Annotated in this window: 15 protein-coding genes; 12 read left to right on the top strand and 3 right to left on the bottom strand. The window is 47.4% G+C overall.

Annotated elements, in window-relative coordinates:
* Positions 1 to 40: 40 nt before the first annotated feature.
* Together Q0238_RS08170 and tgt are read left to right on the top strand one after the other, a co-directional pair.
* Positions 41 to 379: an excalibur calcium-binding domain-containing protein gene (locus tag Q0238_RS08170; RefSeq protein WP_177386691.1), complete on the top strand. Its 339-nt coding sequence runs from the start codon at positions 41 to 43 to the stop codon at positions 377 to 379.
* 300 nt (positions 380 to 679) lie between these two features.
* On the top strand, positions 680 to 1846 hold the full coding sequence (gene tgt / locus Q0238_RS08165; RefSeq protein WP_297944922.1) for a tRNA guanosine(34) transglycosylase Tgt: 1167 nt from the start codon (positions 680 to 682) through the stop codon (positions 1844 to 1846).
* Positions 1847 to 2531: 685 nt separating this feature from the next.
* Here tgt and Q0238_RS08160 read toward each other — a convergent pair.
* Positions 2532 to 3665 (bottom strand): hypothetical protein, encoded by a 1134-nt coding sequence (locus Q0238_RS08160; RefSeq protein ID WP_297944919.1) that lies wholly within the window; start codon positions 3663 to 3665, stop codon positions 2532 to 2534.
* A 60-nt stretch (positions 3666 to 3725) separates the two neighbouring features.
* A complete protein-coding gene (gene glmS / locus Q0238_RS08155; RefSeq protein WP_297944916.1) occupies positions 3726 to 5543 on the bottom strand; it encodes a glutamine--fructose-6-phosphate transaminase (isomerizing) in 1818 nt (605 codons plus the stop codon).
* Positions 5544 to 5684: 141 nt separating this feature from the next.
* On the opposite strand from glmS, the gene mqnE reads away from it, so the two are divergent.
* From mqnE to Q0238_RS08105, 10 genes are all read left to right on the top strand, one after another.
* A complete protein-coding gene (gene mqnE / locus Q0238_RS08150; protein WP_297944913.1) occupies positions 5685 to 6767 on the top strand; it encodes an aminofutalosine synthase MqnE in 1083 nt (360 codons plus the stop codon).
* Between the two features lie 18 nt (positions 6768 to 6785).
* Positions 6786 to 8081, top strand: a complete 1296-nt coding sequence (locus Q0238_RS08145; RefSeq protein WP_297944911.1) for an NCS2 family permease — start codon at positions 6786 to 6788, stop codon at positions 8079 to 8081.
* A 15-nt stretch (positions 8082 to 8096) separates the two neighbouring features.
* Positions 8097 to 8546, top strand: a complete 450-nt coding sequence (locus Q0238_RS08140) for a phosphoribosyltransferase family protein (RefSeq protein ID WP_005871628.1) — start codon at positions 8097 to 8099, stop codon at positions 8544 to 8546.
* 111 nt (positions 8547 to 8657) lie between these two features.
* Positions 8658 to 9884, top strand: coding sequence for a hypothetical protein (locus Q0238_RS08135; RefSeq protein ID WP_297944908.1), 1227 nt, complete (start codon positions 8658 to 8660; stop codon positions 9882 to 9884).
* Positions 9885 to 9911: 27 nt separating this feature from the next.
* Positions 9912 to 10613 carry a type II secretion system protein gene (locus Q0238_RS08130; protein ID WP_297944906.1) on the top strand — a complete coding sequence of 234 codons (702 nt, stop codon included), beginning with the start codon at positions 9912 to 9914 and terminating at the stop codon, positions 10611 to 10613.
* A 29-nt stretch (positions 10614 to 10642) separates the two neighbouring features.
* Positions 10643 to 12640 (top strand): methionine--tRNA ligase, encoded by a 1998-nt coding sequence (gene metG / locus Q0238_RS08125; RefSeq protein ID WP_297944903.1) that lies wholly within the window; start codon positions 10643 to 10645, stop codon positions 12638 to 12640.
* Between the two features lie 2 nt (positions 12641 to 12642).
* Positions 12643 to 13473, top strand: coding sequence for a hypothetical protein (locus tag Q0238_RS08120; protein ID WP_297944901.1), 831 nt, complete (start codon positions 12643 to 12645; stop codon positions 13471 to 13473).
* Entirely contained in the window at positions 13473 to 14462 is a 990-nt protein-coding gene (locus Q0238_RS08115; RefSeq protein ID WP_297944898.1) for a hypothetical protein, read from the top strand. Before Q0238_RS08120 ends, Q0238_RS08115 begins: the two co-directional genes overlap by 1 nt.
* A 9-nt stretch (positions 14463 to 14471) precedes the next feature.
* Positions 14472 to 16307, top strand: a complete 1836-nt coding sequence (locus Q0238_RS08110; RefSeq protein WP_297944895.1) for a menaquinone biosynthesis decarboxylase — start codon at positions 14472 to 14474, stop codon at positions 16305 to 16307.
* A gap of 258 nt (positions 16308 to 16565) precedes the next feature.
* Positions 16566 to 17240: a methionine ABC transporter permease gene (locus tag Q0238_RS08105; RefSeq protein WP_297944892.1), complete on the top strand. Its 675-nt coding sequence runs from the start codon at positions 16566 to 16568 to the stop codon at positions 17238 to 17240.
* A 1077-nt stretch (positions 17241 to 18317) separates the two neighbouring features.
* Here Q0238_RS08105 and Q0238_RS08100 read toward each other — a convergent pair.
* Positions 18318 to 18510: hypothetical protein (locus Q0238_RS08100; protein WP_297944888.1), on the bottom strand; the 193-nt coding region annotated here is incomplete at its 5' end.

Raw genomic sequence — 18510 nt, 5'->3', positions numbered from 1 at the left:
ATTTATCCATACAATTCCATCAAAATTTTAAGGAAAGACGATGAAATTAGTTTTATTGTTTTCGGTATTGGCTAGTCTTGCTTTGGGGCTTGATTGCAACGCCAAGACCTATTGCTCGCAGTTTAGCAGCTGCGAAGAGGCGACGCGGTATCTGCGAGAGTGTGGCAGGGCTCAGGAAGGTGGTACTCAGCACACCGATGGCGACGGCGACGGCGTGCCGTGCGAAAAACAGCTGTGCGGCCGTAATGGTCATAAATTTAGCGGATTTTCTAGCGCGCGCGATGAAAAGAGCGAAGTTTCAAATTTAAAGGGCGCTGCCGACTCATGCGGTGCGGAGAAATTTAATGGTAGCGTTATAGCTATAAAATTTGCTTCATAAGTCCGTGAAATTTTATCTCGGTACATCTTTAAATTTATAATATTAAGCGCGCCGTGATCTAATACCGCCGCGCTCGCTAAATTCGCAACGTTCGATTAAATTTTAATTATAAAAGAAGCCAGTAAATTTTACATTTCGCAGTTGCGGTGGCTCTGCTACTTAAATTTTAATTCGCAAACGCTTCATAATATCCTTTAAATTTTTTACTCGCCTTTACCTGCCGCAAATTTAAATTTCGCTACAATCGCTTTTTAAAATTTTGCGCCGAGTGCGCGCAAGAGCTAAATTTAAAGGATCAAGATGGATTTTCAAATAGACGCCGCGGACGGCGCGGCGCGCGCCTGCACGATCCGCACGGCGCACAGCACGATCCGTACCCCCGTTTTTATGCCGGTCGGCACCGTGGGCGCGGTCAAGGCGCTCGATGCGACGGACGTAGAGCAGCTCCTGGGCGCGCAGATCATCCTTGCTAATACCTATCACATGTATCTGCGCCCGGGCTCACGGGTAGTGGCGGAGTTCGGCGGGCTGCACGGATTTACGAAATTTCCTCGCTCATTTTTGACCGACAGCGGCGGCTTTCAGGCGTTTAGCTTGCGCGCAAACACTAAAAACGACGAGGGCGGTATAAAATTTAAAAGCCACATCGACGGCAGCACGCATTATTTCACGCCGCGCTCGGTGCTCGATACGCAGTATGAGTTAAACTCCGATATTATGATGATTTTAGACGATTTGGTGGAGCTGCCGCGCGAGCCGGGCGCGCTTAGCAGCGATGATAGATCGCGGCTTAAAAAGCGTATCGATCTAAGCGTCGTGCGCACGATAAAATGGGCTCGCGAGGCGATAGATTATCACGAGGCCATGAAATCTCGCGGCCTGCACGCGCATCAAAACATCTTCGGTATCATCCAAGGCGGCGCCGACTCGCAGGCGCGCAAATTTTGCGCCGAAGCGCTGTGCGAGATGAGCTTTGATGGGCTTGCGATCGGAGGGCTCAGCGTGGGCGAGAAAAACGAGCTGATGTACGACACGGTAGAGGCCATGATGCCATACGTCGATGCGGCGCGCCCACGATATTTGATGGGGGTCGGCACGCCCGAGGATCTCGTCGAAAACGTCGCTCGCGGCGTGGATATGTTCGACTGCGTGATGCCTACGCGCAATGCCCGCAACGGCACGCTATTTACGAGCTTCGGCAAGATCGGCATCAAAAACGCGGGCTTTATCAGCGATCACGATCCGATCGATCCGCACTGCGACTGCTACACGTGCAAGCGCTTCAGCCGCGGCTACCTAAATCATCTATTTCGCGCGCGAGAGCTTAGCTTTTATCGCCTGGCTAGTATTCACAACCTGCACTATTACCTGCGCCTTGCTGCGGATATGAGAGAGGCGATAATGCGCGGGCAGTTTGCAGAGTTTAGGCGGGAATTCTACGCCGCACGAAGCGGGGCGCAAGATTAAATTTCAGCAGGCGAGGGCGCGGAATTTAGTGCGATAGTTAAATTCAGCCGCGGCGACTGACGAAATTTTATACGGCGTGCGGGCAGCTAAATTTAAACGCGACAAAATTTGGGCAGTGAAATTTTAAGAGCTGCGGAGTGCAGAGCCCATAACTTTAAATTTGATTTAAATCCGCGCTTAGGCTTTGGCATCAATTAGAGTTTTATTTTGGCAAAATTTTATTATGATAGAGCTATGTCTTGGAATTTCGCCGTAGAATATGAGATAAAATTTAGTTTTGAAGCTTTGCGCTAAGTTGCGTGGATAAAATTCTGAGTTGATATGCGCTGAGCGCGCGAGATTTAAAGATGGATTTTAATGGTAGGATTTTACAGATGCGATGTAAAATTGCTATGGCTTTTGTCAAATAGGGGGCATTGCATCGAAATTCGAAGTATTGGTGTATTTTTGTAAGCCGTGCGTTACGCGTATAAAAGACATATATTGCTTTAGGGCGTGCGATCTGCGCCTACAATTGCGGAATTTTATTGCGATAAAATTTTAATGCGGTAGAATTTTACTTTGGTAAAGTTCAAATTTCCGCTAAATTCTGTCTTCGTGCTAAATTTTGCGATGAAATTTTGAGTGGAATTCTATCGTAGTAAAATTTTATCATAGCGAGATTTGCAGCAAAATTTTGTAGAATTTATTTTTTGATCCGCCTTAGCATGCAAAATCCAAGGAAATAAAGCGGCGACATAACGATAAAAATTATGATGTATCTCCACGCCGTGCTCGCAAAAAATAGCCCCGTAAGCTCCATAAATTTCATCGACGCGCCAGTATAACGGTCGCCGATGCCGATGAAAATAATAGCTACGAGCTCCACAAGCAGCGCGGGGGCAAATAGGATTGAGCCTGCGGTTTTGAAAAACATAAACGCAAACGCCTTGAACTTATAATAAAACGAAATGAGCCCAAATCCGATCACGCCGCAGATGAAAATTTGCTCGAACTCATCCAGCCCCAGGCTCTTATCCTGCAGGATCGTAGAGATGACGCACAGGATGATAAAGACGTTGTAATTCGCCATTTGACGCATCGGGTATTGATCGTGTGTCGCTATGGAGAGTAGGTTTATCGCGCGGTTAAGCGGCAGCAGATAAAATAGCGCAAAACTGAGGAAAATCAGCAGATCCATCACCATATAAACCGTATCTTGATTGACATAAGCTTCGATCTGCGAAAAAGATAGAAATATGCTTGCGATTTGCGAGCGGAATATCAAAATGATGACTATCGGCACTATGGGCAGGATTATGGATTTAAGCCCTTCCTTACGGATGGATGAAGTATAAATTTTACTCTCGACGCTTTGTGTAGTGCGCAGATCGTCTGTTTGGACGAACTCAAATCCAAAGAATTTCGGTTTCTTTGCACTCATAGGCCTAGCTTTGCGGTTAAATTTAAAATTCTTAAATTTTTTTGCGACCTTCGTTTCTTTTACGGCAGATATATCGTTTGCAATATTTTCGGTAGAACTTTGAAAGGAAGGTACTTCTGATATATTATTTTCTGCAGAATTCTTATCGCCAAAAATTTCATCGTTTTGCTTTGCAGATTCTTTTGGCTGTGGGGCTACTTTTTGCGCTACGCGGTCTTTGGATTTAGAGCCCTCGACGCGCTTTATATTTATCGCGCTGGATGCTAGCGTGTCGAAGCTTACCTCATCGCCGTCGGTTAGGCTAGGATCGCGTTCGCCAAGCATTTCGTAGCTATACTCGACCCCGCCTGTGGCGACTATGACATTTTCACCTCTGATAAATCCGATAAGTCTCATATACTAACATTCCCCGATTTTTTAATGAGAAATATTAGTCAAAATGAACTTAAAAAATGATTATTCTACGGTGACACTTTTGGCTAAATTTCGCGGCATATCCACGTCGTTGCCAAGTCTGACGGAGATCTCAAGAGCTAGAATTTGTAAAATTATCATCATCTCAAAAAACTCGCTCATCGCGTGGCTTTGCTCGCTCGTTTTGATAAAATCATCCGCGATCTCGGGCTCTTCCGGGCTGATAGCTAAAATATACGCATCGCGCGCGGCAAGCTCTTCGACATTGCTTTTCGTTTTTTCGTAGAGCAAATGCTTTGGCATCAGCGCAACCGTAAAGAGATTAGAATCGGCAAGAGCGATAGGTCCGTGCTTCATCTCGCCGCTTGGATAGCCTTCCGCGTGCAGATAGGAGATCTCTTTGAGCTTGAGCGCGCCCTCAAGAGCGAGCGGATAGAAAATATCGCGCCCGATAAAGAAAAAGCCGTGTCCGTGCAGATAGTGCTTACTCATGCGGTAAATTTTATCCTGCAAGCCGTCTTTGATCTTTAAAATTTGCGGGATATGAAGCATCGCCGAAATTTCAGCGGAATTCGTGCGCGCCGAGATGACTTCGCGCAGATTTGCAAGATACACCACAAACATCCATAGCACCATAACCTGCGTCGCAAAAGCTTTCGTAGAGGCTACGCCCTTTTCGATGCCTGCGCGGGTGAGGATAACGCTGCCTGCCATGCGCACGATCGAGCTGTTATCGACGTTGCAGATCGCAAGCGTTCTAAGACCGGCTTTTTTAGCGATATGTAGCGCCTCTAAGGTATCGGCGGTCTCTCCGCTTTGCGAAATAACGATGAAAAGGGCGTTTTTATTCAAAAACGGCTCCTTGTAGCGGAATTCACTAGCAACTTCCACTTTCGTGCGGATTTTAGCGATGCGCTCGAAAAGATACGAACTTACGAGTGCGGCGTGATAGCTTGTACCGCAGGCGCATAAGACTACCTCGTCGATGCCCTCAAACATCGCCGCATCAAGCTCGTCAAATTTTATCTTGCCGCCCTTTATTACGCGCCCCATCATCGCTTCGGTTACGACTTGCGCTTGCTCGTAAATTTCTTTTTCCATAAAAAATCTAAAGCCCTCTTTTTGCGCATAGCCTTTATCTTTCGGAAGCTCGCTAAAGGCGCAATTATGCGGTTTAGAGTTTTTAAAAACGTCGATTTGCCCAAGCTTTGCAACGCCGTAAATTTGATCATCCAGATACGCAGCCGTATTCGCAAGCCCGATGAGGGGGGCGTCTGAGGAGCTAAAGAAAATTTCGTTTTTATCGTTTTTTGCGACGATCAGCGGAGCCGCGTTTTTAGCAAAGAAAATTTCGCCGGGTGCTGCCTTCGTGATTAAAAGCGTTGCGTATGCGCCTTTTAGCCGTTTAATTGTGGCTTCATATGCCTTAAATGCGTCGTTACTAGCCTTGAAATTTTTTTCAAAAAGATGCACGATTACTTCTGTATCGGTCTGGCTTAAAAATTTCACGCCGTCCGCTTCGAGCTCGTCCTTTAGCTCGATGTAGTTTTCGATGATGCCGTTATGCACGACGAAGCTAAAATCCCCAAAATGCGGATGCGCGTTAAGCTCGGTGGGCTTTCCGTGCGTCGCCCAGCGAGTATGCCCGATCGCAACGCCAAAGCCTTGCGAAGTGAAATCTTTCATCTTTTCTTCGAGATTATTAAGCTTGCCGACTGCTTTGAAATACTTTATATTCGCACTCTCATCCATCACGGCAAGCCCAGCGCTGTCGTATCCGCGATACTCGAGTTCTTTCAGTCCGTTTATTATGATTTTTTTCTTTTCGGCGTTTCCTATGTAGCCTACGATTCCACACATTTTGCTTTCCTTATTTAAAATTTGGCGCCCATTTTACTACGCTATTTTAAATTAACGAAATTCGGCTCTAAATTTAGTCCGCTTATCCGTTTTGTAAGCAAAAAATTATATAATTAGCACAAAATTTGGCTTGGGAAATCGATGGAAATTTTAGAAAAACTACAAAGCGGCGAGAGATTAAATTACGAAGACGGCGTGAAATTATGGGATTTAGATCTTTTCGATCTGGGCAAATTCGCCTTTGCTATTCGCAAAGAAAAAAACGGCAAAAACGTCTATTTCAACGCAAATCGTCATATAAATCCTTCGAATTTATGCGCAGATACCTGTAAATTTTGCGCATTTTCGGCGCACCGCAAGAACGAAAACGCTTACACGATGAGCGATGATGAGATCATGCGTATCGTGGACGAGACGGTGGCGCGTGGCACGAAGGAGATTCATATCGTAAGCTCGCACAATCCATTCGTTACGCCGCAGCAATATTTGGGAATTTTCAAAGCGATAAAGCAAAAATATCCGCTTCTGCACATCAAGGCGATGACCGCGGCGGAGGTCGATTACTGGCGGCGAAAGTGGAAGATGAGCTACGAGGAGACGATAGAGCTGATGATGCAAAGCGGCGTGGATTCGATGCCGGGGGGCGGCGCCGAAATTTTTGACGAGGACGTGCGCGATAAAATTTGCAAAGGCAAGGTCTCAAGCGAGCAGTGGCTGCAAATCCACTCGCTGTGGCATGCGCGCGGGCGCCAGAGCAACGCCACGATGCTCTTTGGACATATCGAAAGCCGCGCTCACCGCATCGATCACATCTTGCGCATCCGCGCGCTGCAAGATGAGAGCCGCTCTCGCACTAACGGCGGCGGTTTCAACGCCTTCATCCCGCTCGTGTATCAGCGCGAGAACAACTACCTAGACGTGAAGGGCTTTTTGGGCTCGGTTGAAATTTTAAAAACGATCGCGATTAGTAGAATTTTACTCGACAACGTCGCGCATATCAAGGCGTATTGGGCGACCTCGACGCTAAGCTTGGCTCTTGTAGCGCAGGATTTCGGCGCGGACGATCTTGACGGCACGATTGAAAACGAAAGCATTCAAAGCAGCGCCGGCGCCGGCAGCAAAAAAGGGCAGAGCAAGCGCGATTTTATCGATATGATCAGCACCGCAGGCTTTGTGCCGGTCGAGCGCGATAGCTTGTATAATCAGATCGAAATTTACGAATAAATTCTAAAGGAGGAGCAAGTGGAGAAATTCTTTCATCTCGCCGCGGCAAAAACGTCGGTAAGGCAGGAGCTTATCGCAGGGCTTACTACGTTTTTGGCGATGATTTACATCGTGCCGGTAAACGCTAACATTATGAGCATCGCAGGTATGCCGTTTGATGCGCTGGTTACGGCAACCGCGCTTATTACGATAATCGCGACGCTATTTAACGGGCTCTTTGCAAATACCCCCGTTGCGCTTAGCGTCGGCATGGGGCTAAATGCGTATTTTACCTTTGCGTTGTGCGTGGATGCTAAGATGCCGTGGCAGAGTGCACTTGGCATCGTAGCGATAAGCGGGACGCTTTTTACCGTGCTTTCGTTTACCAATTTTCGCGTTTGGGTTATTAAATCTATCCCACTTGATCTGCGTCGCGCCATAAGCGCGGGTATCGGCGCTTTTATCTGCTTCATCGGACTTAAACAGATGGGCGTCATCGCGCCTAGTCAGGCGACGCTAGTAACTTTAGGAAATTTAAAAGATCTAAACGTTTTGCTTGGAATTTTAGGCTTAGCGGTCGTGCTGGTGCTCTTCGTGCTTAGAATCAAGGCGGCGTTTATCTTAAGCATTTTGATTACTTCGTGCGTTGCGTGGGTGGCTGGAATTTCGCCCGCACCGCATGGCATAGTAAGCGCGCCAAGCGGCATAACGCCGATATTTGCTAAGCTGGATATCCCCGGAGCGCTGAAGCTTGCGTTCGTGCCTTTTATAATCACATTTTTCGTCACGCATCTATTCGATAGCATCGGCACTCTCACCGGCGTAGGAAACCGCGCGGGGCTTTTTGGAGAAAATAGCAAAGACGGCATGAAAAAACTATCTAGAAATTTAACCTCCGATGCGATAGGAAGCGTCGCAGGCGCCGTTATAGGAACGAGCACGGTCACTGCATTTGCCGAGAGCGCCAGCGGCGTGGAGGCGGGCGGCCGCACGGGGCTTACTGCGGTATTTTGCGCTATATTTTTTGTGCTGACGCTGTTTATGTTGCCGCTATTTAAGGCAATCCCCGCAAATGCAATCTATCCGATCCTCGTAATGGTCGGGGTTTTGATGTTTAGCGAGCTTGGTAAGATCGATTATAGCGACGCTGGAATTTTAATCCCTGCGTTTTTCATAGTGTTTTTGATGCCTTTTACCTACTCGATCACCAATGGCTTAAGCTTCGGCTTTATCGCTTATATCGTAGTTAGACTCGCTCAGCGGAGGATAAAAGATTTAAATTTCGGCGTTTTGACGCTTGGCGCGATTAGCGTTTTAGTATTTTTAATGCATTAAATTTTAAGGAAAGATATGAGATTTTATAGTTTTGACGAGATGGATCGCGACGCAAGAGTTATAGCAAAGCAGGTTAGGGACGAATTTATGCCCGATGCAATCGTGGCGATCGCTAGAGGTGGGCTCACATTCGGTCACGCGCTAGCCAATGCGCTTGATATGCGGACGATATTTTCGATAAATTCCATCCATTACGCGGACACCAAAAAGCTCGATACCATCGACGTTTTCAACGTGCCCGATCTGGAGCTTTACAAGCGCGTGCTGCTGGTGGACGATATCATCGACAGTGGCGACAGCATGGTCGAGATCAAGCGCGTGCTGCTGGAGAAATTTCCGCAAATAGAGCTTAAAACGGCGGTGATTTTTTACAAACCCAAGGCGCTCATCCAACCCGATTTTAAAATTTCAAAAACGGATGAGTGGATAAATTTCTTTTGGGAAAATTATACGATAGAGGAATGAAGCGGCGCGCGGTTAAATTCAGCGGCTAAATTTTAAAGGATTCGGCAGCTTAAATTTTATGAAATTTCGGCCGTAGAATTTAGCCGTAAATCTAAAGCGCCCGCAGCAAGGATGAGAGTGAAGAAGCTTTATCAAAACGAAATTTTCGTAATCTCTATAATGTGCCTGTTTCAGGGCATATTTTTGCTTTATGCGATCTCAAATTTAAGCATCAGCTACTACGAGGCTGAAATTTTTTACGATAAAAAATCCCTCGTTTCGCTAATCGCAAATTTAAGCTGCGAAATTTTCGGGCGCAACGACTACGCCTTGCGCGTGCCGTTTATTTTGATCCACTTCGCAAACGCCGCGATGATCTATAAAATTTCAAAATTTATTCTAAAGCGCCGCTTCGATAGAGTGGTCGCTACGGCGCTATTTATGGCGCTTCCTGCGTCTATGAGTAGCGCGATTTTACTAAATCCGGCGGGCATTATCGTTTTTTTCACGCTGCTAGCGATCTATTTTGCAAAGAGCGAATACAATATCGCGCTTTTCGTGCTGCTGTCCGCTTGCGCCCTGATTGATCGTGCATTTTTTATGCTCTACGTGGGCTTTGGAATTTGGGCTCTTTATACGCGCAAAAAGGAGCTTTTGCTGCTTTGCATAGCGTTATTTAGTTTCAGCGTAATCTTTTATGACATAAGCTCGGAAGGCAAGCCGAGAGGGTATTTTTTAGACACCGTGGGCGTTTTTGCGGGCGCGTTTTCACCTTTAGTGTTTTTATTTTTCATCTACACTATCTATAGAATTTGGATCAAAGAGGAAAAGAGCCTGCTTTGGTTCATCGCTACGAGCGCGCTTTGTCTGACGATGCTTTTTTCGCTAAGACAGCGCGTGCCGCTTGAGATGATGCTGCCGTATTGCGTTATCGCTACGCCTCTGATCATTCGGGTTTTGTTTAATTCGTACCGCGTTAGATTGCCCAAATTTCGCACCTTTCACAAGATCGCCGTGGGTGTGGCGCTGGTAAGCTTAGCGGTGAGCTATTTTGCAGTGATTTTTAGCGATGTGATGTATGAGGCGATGTTCGCAAACAAACCGCAGCGGCATTTTATCTATAAATTTGACGTAGCCAAACAGCTTACGAGCGAGCTAAAAGATCGCGGCGTAAAAAGCGTAAGCTGCGAAGACGAGAGGCTCTGCCTGCGCCTGAAATTTTACGGACTGCCTAGCGGGGATAGCGCTTTTATCTATGCGGATAAGCCGGAATATGTCTCGGATCATAAAAATTCGATACAAAATATAGATATTTACAAGCGAGGCGTGCGAATTGCGAAATTTTATGTTAAAATATAAACAAAATTTTTATGAAAGGTAAAAATTATGAAAAAAGCATTTACTATGATAGAGCTGATTTTCATCATCGTGGTGGTTGGAATTCTAGCGGCGGTGGCGGTGCCTCAAATCAATCGAAATAGCCTTGTGGAGGCGGCAGATCAAGTAGCTGCTCATATTCGTTACACGCAGCAGCTTGCGATGAATGATAACAAATTCGATCCTAATGACCCGGATTGGTTTAAAAAACTTTGGAGAATTCAATTTAGTTATACCAACGCCAAAGGAAGTGCGGAGGGCTGGACTTACACGGTGTATTATGATAGCACTATGAGCGGTAATCCTAACGGCAGTGCGGATCTGTCTGATCTATCAAGAGTCGATTTTGCTACGGATCCACAAAATCCAAATAAAATTTTGAGTGCCGGCTTTCAAAATCAGGCGATGAATAGAAATGCCGAAAGAATCAATAAGAAGCTGAATTTAAGCAAAACCTACGATATTAGAAATGTCGAATTTACTAATTGTGGAGACCGGGCAAATCAAACTATAGTCTTTGATTCTTATGGGCGTCCTATGGGGCAGGTAGCGAACTCTAACGTGCCATATGATAAGCTTTTTGTAGGACAAAATCCATGCGTTATCAGACTTACTAACGCCGCGGGCGAGATCGCCGATATTTTTATCCAGCCCGAGACCGGATATGTAAATTATACTTTGGCTTCCAATACCGGTTCAGCATTGCAATAAAATTACGGTAGAAACGCTTAAGGAGAATAATGAAAAAATACATAATGACGCCGATTTATTACGTAAACGACGTCCCGCACATCGGTCACGCATACACGACGATCATCGCCGATACGATGGCTAGATTTTACCGCCTGCAAGGGCACGAGGTGTTTTTTAAAACGGGCACCGACGAGCACGGCCAAAAGATCGAGGAGGCCGCGGCCAAACATGCTCAGAGCCCAAAGCAGTACGCAGACGGCGTGAGCGCTAAATTTAAAGACCTGTGGGACGAGTTTGACATCAGCTACGATATGTTTTCGCGCACTACCGATGCCGCGCATGAGGCGGCGGTGCAAAACGTATTTCGCAAGATGTATGAAAAGGGCGACATTTATAAGGGCGAATACGAGGGCAACTACTGCGTAAGCTGCGAGAGTTTTTTCCCTTCCGCTCAGCTAATCGACGGCGAGTATTGCCCCGACTGCGGCAAAAAGACTAAAATTTTAAAAGAGGAGAGCTATTTTTTCAGGCTTAGCACCTACGCAGAGCGGCTTTTGAAATGGTACGAGGATGAAAAGTGCATCCTTCCTCTAGGCAAAAAAAACGAGGTCGTAAGCTTCGTAAAAAGCGGACTAAAAGATCTTTCGATCACGAGAACGGGTTTTGATTGGGGTATTAAAATTCCGCCCGAGCTGAACGATTCGAAGCACGTGATTTACGTATGGCTGGACGCGCTGATGGATTATCTCAGCTCGCTTGGATTTTGCGCGGGCGGCGAGCGGATGGAGTATTGGAGCGACGCGCTGCATATCGTAGGCAAGGACATTTTGCGCTTTCACGCCGTTTATTGGCCTGCGTTTTTGATGAGCCTGGGACTAAATATGCCACGCAGCATCGCAGCTCACGGCTGGTGGACGCGCGACGGCAAAAAGATGAGCAAGAGCCTGGGCAACGTCGTGGATCCGCGCGAGGTCGCAAACGCCTACGGGCTGGAGCAATTTCGCTATTTCTTGTTGCGCGAGGTGCCGTTCGGCCAAGACGGCGATTTTTCGCAAAAAGCGATCATCAACCGCATAAATTCCGAGCTTGCCAACGAGCTTGGAAATCTGCTCAGCCGCATCGTCGGCATGAGCGCAAAATACTCGGATTACGTCATAAATTCCAAAGACGTGATGAAATTTTTCACCGCCGAGATAGAGGAAGCAAACTCCTATCTAAGCGCCGCACTTAGCGCGCTTGAAGAGGTCGCTACCAATAGATACTTGGAGGAGCTTTGGAGGGCGCTTGCTCTTGCGAACGCTTCGATCGCGAAATACGAGCCGTGGAATTTGATGAAAAACGGCGAGCAGGCTAAGGCGTTGGCTCTCGTCGCATTGGTCGCAAATATTTTGGCTAAAGTTGCCGTGCTGCTAAGCCCTGCGATGCCGAAGACGGCGGCACGTATCGCAGACACGCTAGGCTTTGAAATATCCACGTCGCTTTATGAAAAGCTAGTGATTCGCGGCGAAATTTTAGATTTTAAGGCTAAGCCGTGCGAGCCGCTTTTTACCAAGATCGATCACGAGCTGATGCCGAAGGCGGACTACGATAGACTGGATGGCGCTGTAAATTCTACAAGCTGTTCGGGCGCAGATGCCGCGGCAAAAGGCGCGCTAAGCTTAAACGCGAACGCCTCCGGTTCAAGCGCTACGGCGCAAGAAGCCAAAGGCGCGGCACCTGAAGCGCAAATTAAAATCGACGATTTTAAAAAGTGCGTTATAAAAGTCGGCATGATTTTGGAGTGCGAAAACATTGAGGGCAGCGAGAAGCTACTGCGATTTATGATCGATTTGGGCGAGGAGAAGCCGCGTCAAATCATAAGCGGTATCGCGAAATTTTACGATCCCGCCGCGCTTGTCGGCAAGCAGATCTGCGTGCTGGCAAATTTAAAACCCGCTAAAATTTTTAAATATAGCAGCGAGGGTATGATTTTAAGCGCCGAGGACGGCAGCCTTACGCTGCTTAGCACTCTCGCGCCCGTAAAAAACGGCGCGATCGTAGGTTAGCGATGAAGGCTCTAGCGCGCAAGGCTTCGAAGCTCGCTATCTGCGGTGCGGCTGGGCTCTGCGCGCAAAAAAGCGCCGCTTCGGATAAAATTTTAAAGCTTTGCCGCAACTCCTCACTTGCCGCAAAGATCGGCGCGGGCGGGCTTGTATGCGCGGCACTCTTAGCGCTGAAGCTCGGTGCGCCCGTAGTTTTGAAATTTGCGGCGCGTAAAATTTTAACATTCGGAATTCGCGAGCTGTCGAAGTCCGCCGCTTTAAAATGTGCAAAACTCGGCGCGCGCGCGGTCGTGCGCTCATTTTCGCGCACCGATAAGCTTGCGGATGAGCGCTCGAAAAAGCGCGCAAGCGCGGATGGCGAGAATTCTAATACAAACGCCGCGCCGCACAGAAAGCGCACGGCAGATGTTTCTAGCGCGAATGTCAAAAAAGACGCCTTGCTTTCCAAAAGCGCCTCTGCTAAAAAAAACGCAGCGACAAAAAGTGCGCCCGCAAAAAGATCTCCGCTCGCTAAAAAACCCGCATCTGTCGCAAAACCTGCATCGACCGCTAAAAGTATCGCAGTAGGCACAGCTTCTGTATCTGTCGCAAAATCCGCGTCCGTAAAAAACGCAGCGCAAAATAAAATTTCCGCAGCTAGCGTAAAATCGGCAGCGGCTAAAAATGCCTCTCGGAGCGCAAAATCTCGCCGCATCGTAAAAAATACTGCCGCACCTGCCGTAATCGCCGCAAAAGACGCCGCCGCGTCCGGCGCAACCTTCGCATCTACCGCAAAGCAGCCGCGCCGCGCCTCAAAGAGCGCGTCCGCCAAAAGCTCCGCCGCAGGGAAGTCGTAATGGTAAATTTATTAAATTTAACCCGTATCGTAAACGGAACGATGCTAAATAATCCCGCGATCTCCGCTGTCGAGAGCTTTGCGATCGAACCCGCAAAGGTCGCGAAAAAGGGTGCTTTCATAGCACTTGGCGCAAACGAGCGTGACGTGCGCACCGCGATCGATAACGGCGCGTACGCGATCATTTTCGATAACAATTTCAAGCCGCTTAACGACGAGATCGCCTTTATCAAGGTCGAAAATTTATGCTCGGCGCTAGTGCGACTGATAAAATTTCTGGGTGAGACGTGGCGTCACGGCTTCGTGCTGATAAACGAAGTGCAAAGCGAGATCCTGCGCTACACGAGCGTGCCGAAAAATTTGATGTTTGCGCCGCGCAGCAAGGGCGAGCTTTTCATCAGCCTGCTGAATGCCAAAGAGAAAAATACCTACTTTACCACCGACGGCGATCTTCTGCAAAGCCTCGGTATCTCGCCCGTCCGGGTTCCTGCGAGCGACGATTTTAGGCTGCTTTACGGCGGCTCGATATTTTATAACAGCTTCGTTTTTGGCGGGCTTTATTACTCAAACTTAATCTTTCCGCAGCTGTTTTTACCCGAGCTATGCGGCGTGATCGAGTATCTCTCGCGCAAAAACATACCCTTTAAATTTCAAAACTTAAGCGCATTCGGACATTTCGAGCCGATTTTTGTGGATAGATTTTTTAACGTCAGTTCGCTTGGCGGAAGCTACCGCGCCTTTATCGCCGAGAGCGATCCTGGGCTTTTTGCGCGCGAGGCGGAGTTTTTGCGGGCAAAATTCCGCGAAAAAATTATCGTCTGCGCCAGCTGGGAGGATCGCCTAGACGGCACTAAGATCGACTTTCGCTTCAATAAGCTAAGCGCGCTAAAGAGTCTGCCCGAGTTTCACTACGCGCTGGTTTTTGCGGAGAAGAGCGCGATCTTGCAGCTTCTAAATCAAAAACCGCAAGAAAAAAATCTATTTTTTTAAAGGCAGCGGATGCAGAGCTTTGATGAAATTTTAAACGGAAATTTTTGGATAAAGAGGCTTTACGAAAACGGGCTATTGCGCGAGGTAAAGGAGCAGATCGGCACGGAGCTTGAGATCGCGCACGCAAGCTACATCGAGGTCAAGAAAGAGCGCTCGCAGGCGCTGCTTTTTACGAACGTGCAAAACGCGCAGGGCAAACGGATGCCGCCGGTGCTAACCAATATTTTCGGCTCCTTCGAGGCGTTAAATTTAATCCTCGGTCGCGAACCTGACGAGATCGTCGCCGAGATTGAGAGTCTGCTAAAGCCGAAACGTCCGCAAAGCTTCGGCGAAAAGCTTGATTTTTTAGCGCACTTAATCTCACTGCGTAAAATTTTTGTAAAGCGCCTTAGCGGTCGCGGCGAGTGCCAGCAGGTCGCGCATCTGGGCGCCGATGTCGATTTGGGCGAGCTTCCTGTGCTTAAGACCTGGGAGAATGATGGCGGCGCGTTCATCACGATGGGGCAGGTTTATACGAAGGATCTGAACTCGCAAACGCAAAATCTCGGCATGTACCGCCTGCAAATTTACGGGCGCGACCGCTTGGGGATACACTGGCAGATACACAAAGACGGCGCTGGCTTTTTTGACGAATACCGCAAAGCGGGGCGCAAGATGCCCGTATCCGTGGCGATCGGCGGCGATCCGCTCTATATCTGGTGCGGACAGGCACCGCTGCCGAAGGGGATTTTTGAGCTGCTGCTTTACGGCTTCATCCGTCGCAGCCCCGCTCGTCTCGTAAAATCGCTTACGAATGAAATTTACGTTCCCGCCGATGCGGACTACGTGATCGAGGGCTTTGTAGATCCCGCAGTAAGCGAGCCGGAGGGGCCTTTCGGCGATCATACCGGATATTACACGCCGGTAGAGCCATTCCCGGTGATGGAGGTTAGCGCGATCACGCACAAGCGCGCGCCCGTATTTCACGCCACCGTCGTCGGCAAGCCGCCGCTTGAGGATAAATTTATGGGGTACGCGACCGAGCGGATCTTTTTGCCGCTGTTTCGCACGAGCGCGCCCGATCTGATCGATTATAAAATGCCCGAAAACGGCGTATTTCACAATTTGATTTTGGCTAAGATCGCCGTGCGCTACCCAGCTGCTGCCAAACAAATCATGCACGCGTTTTGGGGCGTGGGGCAGATGAGCTTCGTCAAACACGCCGTTTTCGTGCCGCAGGACGCGCCGAGTTTAGATGAGTATGAAGCGCTTACGAAGTATGTCCTAAACCGCATAGGCGCGCGCAGCCTCGTTTTTAGCGAGGGTGTGTGCGATCAGCTCGATCACGCAAGCCCGAACTCCTGCTTCGGCGGCAAGCTCGGTATCGATGTGACGGTTGATTTAAGCTCGCAGGCGCCGCAAATTTTAAGCGATGAGGAGCTGCTAGCGAAATTTCAAAGCGAGGAGTCCGCTATTTTGGCGCTTAAGCAGCACTTTTGCGATACGAAAAACCCGCTCGTGTTGATAAACATAGACAAAAAAGAGCTCGTAGAGCGGAGCTGGCGGCGGATTTTGAAATTTAGCGAGCATTTTAAAATTTTGATTTTTACCGATGCGAGAAACGACGCGAGCAACCTCTATATGAGCGTTTGGCGCATCGTAAATAGTATCGATGCGCTGCGCGACGTGTTTGTGGCGCAGAATGATCGTATCTGCATCGATGCTACGAGCAAGCACGAGTGGGAGGGCTATACGCGCCGGTGGCCGCAGGAGACGCTCTGTAGCCGCGAAGTCGTAGCAAGCCTCATAGAGCGCGGCATCGTGCAGGATGAGCCCGAACTATTTAAGAAATTTGAAATTTTGTGAGGGCGCGGGGCGAAACTTGGCGCGGATTTGAAATTTTAAAATTTATAGCTTTGGTTTTAGGTCGCGCGTTAAATTTAGATGGAATTTCATCTAAATTTACTGGCTCGAAGCGATAAAATTTTATAAAATTTATCGCCATGCGAGGGTTAAAATTTTAAGGCGAAAAATTTGCTGCAGCGAAATTTTAAAATTTCAAAAATTTTAAAGTGGCAAAAAAGCTCGATATAGCGCAAAAGGGCGCAAATTGAAAGGATATAAATGATAGAATGGATACAAAATTTTTTTAGCGGAGTGATTCCGAAGCTGCTACTAAACGCGACGCTGGAGACGCTGTATATGACCTTCGTAAGCACGGCTTTGGCGTTTATTTTGGGGCTCGTGCTTGCGATCGTGCTTATCCTTACGCGCCGCGGCGGACTTTGCGAAAACCGCATCGTTTACGCCGTGCTGGACGTCGTGATAAACACGCTGCGAAGCTTCCCGTTTATAATTTTGCTGATCGTGCTCTTTCCGCTTACGAAGCTTCTTGTGGGCACGAGCATCGGCACCACCGCAGCGATCGTACCGCTTACTATCGGCTCGGCACCTTTTATCGCGCGGCTCATCGAAAGCGCTCTGCTGGAGGTCGATAGCGGCGTGATCGAGGCGGCGAAGAGCTTCGGCGCGAGCAAGACGCAGATAATCTTTCGAGTGATGTTCGTCGAGGCGCTGCCTAGTATCATCGGTGCGATTACGCTCACGCTCATCGTCATCATCGGATTTACGGCGATGGCAGGCACGGTCGGCGGCGGCGGGCTCGGCGACGTGGCGATCCGCTATGGCTTTCAGCGCTTCCGCCCCGATATAATGGCATATACCGTCGTAATCCTGATCGTGCTCGTGCAGATAATCCAAAGCATTGGAAATTTACTCTATAAAATCACGAAAAAATAGGCTCAAACCCATAGCTTAACGAGATATCAAATATTTTCTATTAGTATCAAATTGCGAAAAAGTAGATCTTAAACTTATAGACCGTTCGTTTGTATAACCCGTTTACCAAACTATAAAATTATAAGAAAGGTAGGGTTTGCAACGCTATGAATACCGCTTAAAATTCTATAATCGCGAGCAGTTAGATTTACCTGCCGTCAAGGTTTAAATTTAAGGCTTTGTGTAGCTAAAGCAAAGCGCGCCAAGACTTGTTTTGCGTAGAGTAGGCTTTATTTTTATAACAGGTCGCATCTTTGAAGCGAACGATCGAAACTGCGCTGGGTAATTTTAAAATTCGCAGGCAAGATTTAGGCGCAGAATTTTAAAATTTCATTGTCTAAAATTTAAATTTAGCCTAAATCTTAATGAGAAGCGTAAGTTGAAATTTGAAATTCTAAGACATGGAATTTTAAAATTTTAGAAATTTAGGCCTTGCGAAATTTTGCTTATAAATTCTAAGACAAGCAGTTTTAAAATTTTATAATTTTAGGTTTTGCGGGATCTTTCTTATATAATTTCACTTTTACTTCGAAATTTCGTAGCTTCACTTTTAAAATATAAAGCGTAGGATATAAATAAAAGGCACCGGCCTTAGCAATAAAGCCAATAATGATGGTATTGCTGCTTTGACAAGCTTTTTTAGCTTTGGTAAAAGAACCTAAGATTACGCCAGTTCTTTAAAAATAAGGCAGACTATGAAATTCCTCTGCGAATTGAGCCTAAATTCTTTCTTATTGAGGAATTTTAAAGTGGCATAGAAAGCGTAGAATTTTATGAATTGTCTTGTGGCGCTTGCCGTAAAATTTTGTGCGGGCGGATACGGCGCGTTTAATAAGATCATTATCGCATAAGAGCAGAGCTACTAAATTTATCCCGTTTTGCATTGCAAGATCGATGGTCTCTTTATGCGCCGCAAACGGGATCATATGCGTAGCATCTAAATTTAAAAAGGGGCGAGAAATCTCCCGCCCCTGAAATTAAGTATAGGATCTGAAATTTTATAGATGTGCAAGCTAGGGCTTACGCATCTATAAAAATTTAAAACATAATCTCAAACCCTGCATTGATAGCCGCACCTCTTGTTTTGCCTACGTAGCCCTTGCCTCCTAGGCTAAAGATAAGGTTTTTGCTATCGTATTTATAGCCTGCTTCAAATACTCCGGTTGAGCCTTTTAGGCTAGGCTTAGGAGCGTCAAGTCCCATAGTAGATGCTTTAGCATCTCCGCTAAAC

The organism is uncultured Campylobacter sp., assembly GCF_938045775.1.
In the GTDB taxonomy this organism is placed as follows: Bacteria; Campylobacterota; Campylobacteria; order Campylobacterales; family Campylobacteraceae; genus Campylobacter_B.
This window is presented reverse-complemented; position numbering and strand designations above follow the sequence as displayed.